The sequence below is a fragment of the Cellulomonas septica genome (assembly GCF_012396155.1).
In the GTDB taxonomy this organism is placed as follows: Bacteria; Actinomycetota; Actinomycetes; order Actinomycetales; family Cellulomonadaceae; genus Cellulomonas; species Cellulomonas septica.
In genome coordinates this window covers 1-5,828 of the sequence record NZ_JAAXOY010000175.1, presented here as the reverse complement: position 1 = coordinate 5,828, position 5,828 = coordinate 1, and the positions used below count along the sequence as shown (strand labels likewise).

Annotated in this window: 7 protein-coding genes; 6 read left to right on the top strand and 1 reads right to left on the bottom strand. The window is 74.2% G+C overall.

Annotation, left to right across the window (positions count from 1 at the left end):
* The first annotated feature begins 62 nt into the window (after positions 1 to 62).
* From HGA02_RS08620 to HGA02_RS08600, 5 genes are all read left to right on the top strand, one after another.
* The gene (locus HGA02_RS08620; protein ID WP_168678671.1) at positions 63 to 587 is read left to right on the top strand and encodes a phage tail protein; all 525 of its coding nucleotides are present in this window, start codon (positions 63 to 65) and stop codon (positions 585 to 587) included.
* Between the two features lie 9 nt (positions 588 to 596).
* The gene (locus tag HGA02_RS08615; protein WP_168678670.1) at positions 597 to 1,091 is read left to right on the top strand and encodes a phage tail protein; all 495 of its coding nucleotides are present in this window, start codon (positions 597 to 599) and stop codon (positions 1,089 to 1,091) included.
* A gap of 3 nt (positions 1,092 to 1,094) precedes the next feature.
* Complete coding sequence (locus HGA02_RS08610; RefSeq protein WP_168678669.1) at positions 1,095 to 1,631, top strand: phage tail protein; 537 nt, start codon at positions 1,095 to 1,097, stop codon at positions 1,629 to 1,631.
* A 92-nt stretch (positions 1,632 to 1,723) separates the two neighbouring features.
* The gene (locus HGA02_RS08605) at positions 1,724 to 2,737 is read left to right on the top strand and encodes a S1 family peptidase (RefSeq protein WP_246247583.1); all 1,014 of its coding nucleotides are present in this window, start codon (positions 1,724 to 1,726) and stop codon (positions 2,735 to 2,737) included.
* 54 nt (positions 2,738 to 2,791) lie between these two features.
* Complete coding sequence (locus HGA02_RS08600) at positions 2,792 to 3,010, top strand: hypothetical protein (protein ID WP_124343756.1); 219 nt, start codon at positions 2,792 to 2,794, stop codon at positions 3,008 to 3,010.
* A 76-nt stretch (positions 3,011 to 3,086) separates the two neighbouring features.
* Here the strand turns inward: HGA02_RS08600 and HGA02_RS08595 are convergent, their stop codons facing one another.
* Positions 3,087 to 4,442, bottom strand: coding sequence for a lytic polysaccharide monooxygenase (locus tag HGA02_RS08595; RefSeq protein ID WP_168678668.1), 1,356 nt, complete (start codon positions 4,440 to 4,442; stop codon positions 3,087 to 3,089).
* Between the two features lie 328 nt (positions 4,443 to 4,770).
* Between HGA02_RS08595 and HGA02_RS08590 the strand changes: the two genes are divergently transcribed.
* Positions 4,771 to 5,828 (top strand): diguanylate cyclase domain-containing protein (locus tag HGA02_RS08590; RefSeq protein ID WP_168678667.1); only part of this gene is annotated, 1,058 nt, incomplete at its 3' end.

Sequence of the window (5,828 nt, the reverse complement as noted above, 5' to 3'; positions counted from 1 at the left end):
CCGACCCACCCGACGACCGACGGCACGCGCGGCCCCGCCGACGACGCCGGGACGGAGGCCTGATGTCACAGCCGTACATCGGCGAGATCCGCATGTTCGCCGGGAACTTCGCCCCCGTGGGCTGGGCGTTCTGCGACGGCAGCCTCGTGCCGATCTCCGAGAACGACACGCTGTTCACCCTGCTCGGCACGACGTACGGCGGCGACGGGCAGAACACCTTCGCGCTGCCCGACCTGCGCGGCCGCTCGCCGCTGCACATGGGCCGCGGACCGCGCTCGACGACGACGTACACGCTCGGCGAGACCGGCGGGGTCGAGACGGTCACGCTGTCGTCGCAGCAGATCCCGCAGCACACGCACCGGCCGCAGGCGTCGGTCGCCGCCGCGACCGGGACGTCGCCCGCGGGGGCGGTGTGGGCGGCGTCGACGGCACCCGCGTTCGTGGCGCCGTCGGTCGCCCCGAGCACCGCGCTCGCGGCCGACGTGGTCGGTCCGGCGGGCGGCTCGCAGCCGCACGAGAACCGGCACCCGGTGCTCGCGGTGTCGTTCATCATCTCGCTCTACGGCCTCTACCCCCAGCAGGCGTGAGGACACACCATGTCGGAACCCTTCCTCGCCGAGATCCGCCTGACGGCGTTCGGCTACCCGCCCCGCGGCTGGGCGCAGTGCAACGGCCAGATGCTGCCGATCAACCAGAACCAGGCGCTGTTCTCGCTGCTCGGCACGACGTACGGCGGCAACGGGCAGACGACCTTCGCGCTGCCGGACCTGCGCGGACGCGTCCCGGTGCACGTCGCCCCCGGCTTCGTCCTCGGCCAGGCGGCCGGCGCGGAGACGCACACGCTGACCGTGAGCGAGCTGCCCCCGCACACGCACGCGGTGCACGCCGCGTCCGCCGCCGACCGTCCGCTCCCGGGCGGTGCCCGCTGGGCCGTGACCGACGCGCCGCACTACGGGCCGACGCCCCAGGCCGTCATGGCGGACGGGCTCGTCGCGCACGTCGGCGGCTCGCAGCCGCACCCCAACATGCCCCCGTACGCCGCCCTCCAGGCCGTCATCGCGCTGGTCGGCATCTTCCCCAGCAGGGACTGACCCATGGCTGATCCGTTCGTCGCCGAGATCCGCATGTTCGCCGGGAACTTCGCCCCCAAGGGGTGGGCCCTGTGCAACGGGCAGCTCATGCCCATCTCGCAGAACACCGCCCTGTTCTCGCTGCTGGGCACCACGTACGGCGGCGACGGCAGGAGCACGTTCGGACTGCCCGACCTGCAGGGACGCAGCCCCGTGCACCACGGTCAGGGCCCCGGGCTGCAGGACGTCGCGCTCGGCGAGCAGCTCGGGTCGCAGACCGTCACGCTGCTCGAGTCCGAGATGCCCGTGCACGGCCACCCCGTCGCGACCCTCCCCGACGGCACCCGCGGCACGACCGGCAACCCGTCGGGTGCCGCATGGGCGACGAGCCGCATCGGCCGGCTCACGGAGGACCTCTACGGGAGCGGGCCCGGTGCGCTGACCATGAACCCCGGAGCGCTGTCCGTGACCGGCGGCGGCCTGCCGCACGACAACCTGCCGCCGTACCTGGTGCTCACCTTCATCATCGCGCTCCAGGGCGTCTTCCCCCCGCGCGGCTGACCGCGGACGTCGCCCGGCAGGTGTCGGTGCGAGGCGGCAGACTTGCCGCCAAGCACCGGGACACCACCGGGCGGCGATCGGCAGGGGGGTCGATGGGATCGATGGACGAGCGCGAGGCGCGCGAGGTCAAGGCGCAGGTCGGCGACTACGTGCGGGAGCTCGCGCAGCGACGCGTGCAGGTGCAGGACATGCACGCCGCGACCGTGCCGCTCGCGCTGGGGCTCGCACCGCTGGCCGACGGCGGGTACGGCGTCGCGGTGCGCTACCGCCTGGGCGTCCCGGCGGTGCGGAGCATCGCGCGCAAGGTCGCGGAGCAGGTCGGGCCGGCCGCCGACGTGCGGCGTACCGGACGGATCCGCACGCTCGCGGGACCCGGCAGTGGTCCGTCGGTCACGCCGCGCCCGCCCGTCGTGACGGCCCGCTCGCTCGGCGAGACCGGTCGCGTGCGGCCGCTGCGGCCCGGGGTCTCGATCGCGCACGCCAAGGTGTCGGCAGGGACCCTCGGGGCGTTCGTCGTGGTCGACGGCCGCATGCACGCGCTGTCGAACTACCACGTGCTGTCGGGCACGCCCTCGGCACGCATGGGCGACCCGATCCTTCAGCCCGGACCGGCCGACGGCGGCCGCACCTCGCGCGACAAGGTCGGCGAGCTCGCGGGCCGCGTCGAGCTCGAGCCGCACGGACGCGCGACCGTCGACTGCGCCGTCGCGCTGCTCGACGACCCCGAGGTCGACCTGCACTACCCGGTGGGGCTCGTCACGACGACCGCACCGGCGGTCGGCAACGAGGAGGTCGCGAAGATCGGCCGGACCACGTCCGTCACGCACGGCAAGGTCACCGCGATCGAGCTCGACGACGTCGTGGTCGGCTACGGCGAGGAGCTCGGCGAGATCGCGTTCGACGGGCAGATCGAGGTCGAGTCGACGGGTCCGTCGGCGTTCTCGCGCGGCGGCGACTCGGGGTCGCTCGTGTACCGCGAGGACGGCGTCGCCCTGGGCTTGCTCTTTGCGGGTTCGGAGACGGGAGGCGAGAATGGGTCCGGGCTGACCTATCTCAACCCGATCGATGCTGTGCTCGACGCCCTCGGTGCGACGCTCGCCACCTGACCCTGCCCGGCGAGCCGCCCGACGTCGGCGTGGGCCGGCGGGAAGCGGTGCAGCATGGCGGATCTCGAGCAGGCGCGTGCAGCCAAGGAACGATTGCGCGCCGACCTCGCCGGGCGACCAGACGTGCGGGGGATCGGGATCACACCGGACGGTGACGGGTACCTGCTCCAGGTGAACGTGTCCGCGCGCGGGCGGTCCACCCCGCTGCCCCCGGCCGTCGACGGTGTCGCCGTGAAGGTCCGCGTCGTCGGCGCGATCACGGCGAGCGCCTGACCCCTGCCCGCCCCGCACGGCCGAGGGCCCGGCCGCCGTGGCGACCGGACCCTCGTGACCCGTGGCGAGGTGCCCGTCAGGCGAGCGCGCAGGGCAGCCCGTTGAGCGCGACCCCGGTCGGCTGACCCGGCGCACCGCTGCTCGACCCCATGAACCCGAACGTGACCGCGCCGTGGTGCGGGATCGTCCCGTTCCACGCGGCGCTGCGTGCGGTGAAGACGGCCCCGGACTGCGTGGCCGTGCCGTTCCAGGCCTGCGTGACCTTCTCGCCCTTCGTGAAGGTCCAGGTCAGCTGCCAGCCGTTCACGGGCGTCATCGACTCGTTCGAGATGGTGACGTTGCCGACGAACCCGCCGGACCAGGCGTTGGACACGTCGAACTTCACCGAGCACGACCCGACGGGGACCGTCCCCGAGCTGAACGTGAGCGTCGACGACCGTGCGGACACGTTGCCCGCGGCGTCGGTCGCGGTCACGTACACCGAGTACGACGTGCCGGGGGTGAGGCCGGAGAGGGTCGTCGCGGGGGACGTCGGCCGCGCGAGCACGGCACCCGTCGCGGCGTCGTGCACGGTGTAGCCCGTGACGCCGACCGCGTCGGTCGACGCCGCCCAGGTCAGGGACGCGGTGGTCCCGTCGACGGCCGCGGCGGTCGGGGTGCCGGGTGCGGTCGGCGCCGTCGTGTCGACCGGGTCACCGGGGTCGCCCGGGTCGCCGGGGTCCCCGGGGTCGGTGGTGCCGCCGCCGTCGAAGACCACGTCGGAGCAGTTGTAGAACGACTCCGGGCTGTCGGTGCGCTCCCAGATCGACAGGATCACGTGCCGGCCCGTCTTCTGCGGCAGCTGCGCGGTCCAGTAGTACTCGGGGCCCGTCGGGCCGCCCGAGCGCGTCGGCGGGTTGAGCACGCGGTCGAACGGCGCGGGCTCGAGGTCGTCCCAGCCGATCGGCTGGCTCGGGTCCCAGCCGTCCTTGGTGATCCACTGCGTCCACCAGCCGGGGTGCGGCACCGTCGCCGCGTACTGGAAGGTGATCCGCCCGCCCGACTGCAGCTTCGTCGTGGGCCACTGGGTGCTCGGCGTGTTGAACGCCGCGAACTTCGGGTCGGGGGCGCAGAGCTTGCCGTCGGCGATCGTCTGGTGCTGCCCCGCGATCGTGCCCAGCAGGTTGCCGTACCAGTTGTAGAACGGGTAGCTGCTGGCCGCGAGCGCCTGCTGGCAGATCGGGTTGGTCGGCAGCATGTTGCCCGCCTGACCGGCGGCCTGCCCGCCCGCGAGCCCGTCGAGGTAGCACGCGTACGTGCGCGTCTGCGGGTAGGTGAGGCCGCCGTGGGCCTCGGCGCGCGACGCCGGCAGCGCGACGAGCGTCGCGGCGGCGAGCCCGGCGATCGCGGCGACCACGAGGGCTCTGCGTCGCAGGGCGGTGACGGTGGACATGGCGGGACTCCTTCCGACGTGCGGCGTCGTCGCCGCGGGGCGCCTCCTGCCGGCGGCTCGCCGGGTCGTGCGGTCGCCAGGGGCAGGGTGGCGTCAGGGTCGCCGTGCCGGACGAGCACCGACAAGCCGGCGAATGGTTTCGGCTCCGGGCGGGCGGTGCGCCGGCGCGCGTCGCGTCCGCCTCACCCGTTCGGCTCAGCACGATCGGGGCAATTGGTGCTGCACCGGACCCGCCGGCGGGCCGATCCGACGCGGCGGCGGGGTGATCTCATGGACCTCTCATGCCCTCAACTGTTCGGACAGGTGTCCGAGGGACGATGATGGGCGCGTGACGCGCCGGGGGACCGCCGAGGGGACCCGCAGGGACCATCGGTCTGCTGCGGCGCTCGTCGGCGTCCGGGGCCTGGCGACCGCCGCGCACCGGCTGGACCGCTGCCGCACGCTCGACGACGTCGTCGAGGTCGCCGCGACCGCGGGCGTCGACATGCTGGGCGCGAGCTCCTTCGCGGTGCTGCGCATCGAGCAGGACACCGCGCGTGTCGTTCGCGTCGTGCCGGAGCCCGCGGACCCGCGCATCGTGTGGCGCGTGCGCGCGTCGTACCGCGCCGACGACCGCCCCGCGCTGCGGCGGCTCATCCGTGACCGCGTCAGCTGGGTCGCGCACGCCGTGGACGTCGCCGGCCGGCCCGTGACGGGCTCCGACGACGGAGCCGGTGACGCGGTCGAGGTGCAGACGCTGCGCGAGATCGACGGCGCGTCGGCGCTCGCCTCGCCCGTCGTGGTCAACGGCGCCGTCTGGGGCCAGCTGTACGCGATGCGCGAGCTCGGGTCGCCGCTGTTCGGCGTCGACGACCTGGCCCGTGCCGAGGTGCTCGGGGCGCTGCTGGGCGGGGCGATCGCGCGCGTCGACCTCGAGGGCCAGGTGCGGCACCTCGTCGCCGACGACCCGTTGACGGGCCTGTCGAACCGCCGCGTCGCCGACTCCGCGGCGGAGTCCGCCCTGGAGTCGGGCCTCGAGACGTGCATCGTCATGTGCGACGTCGACGGCCTCAAGCGCGTGAACGACGAGCTCGGCCACGACACCGGCGACGACCTGCTCCGCTCGGTCGCGGACGTCCTGCGGCGCGCGTCCGACGCGCTGCCCGGCACGACAGCGGCACGCATCGGTGGCGACGAGTTCTGCCTCGTGACGGTCGGGCGGCGGCGCGTGGAGGTCGCCGAGGTCGTCGCGGCGACCGTGGCCGAGTTCCCGCTGCCGCACGGCGCGGCGATCTCCTACGGCATCGCGACGACGGCCGTGACCGGTGCGACGTCCGCGCGGCACCTCTTCCGGCAGGCCGACATGGCGCAGTACCGGGCCAAGCGGGCCCGGGCGCGCGCGTTGCG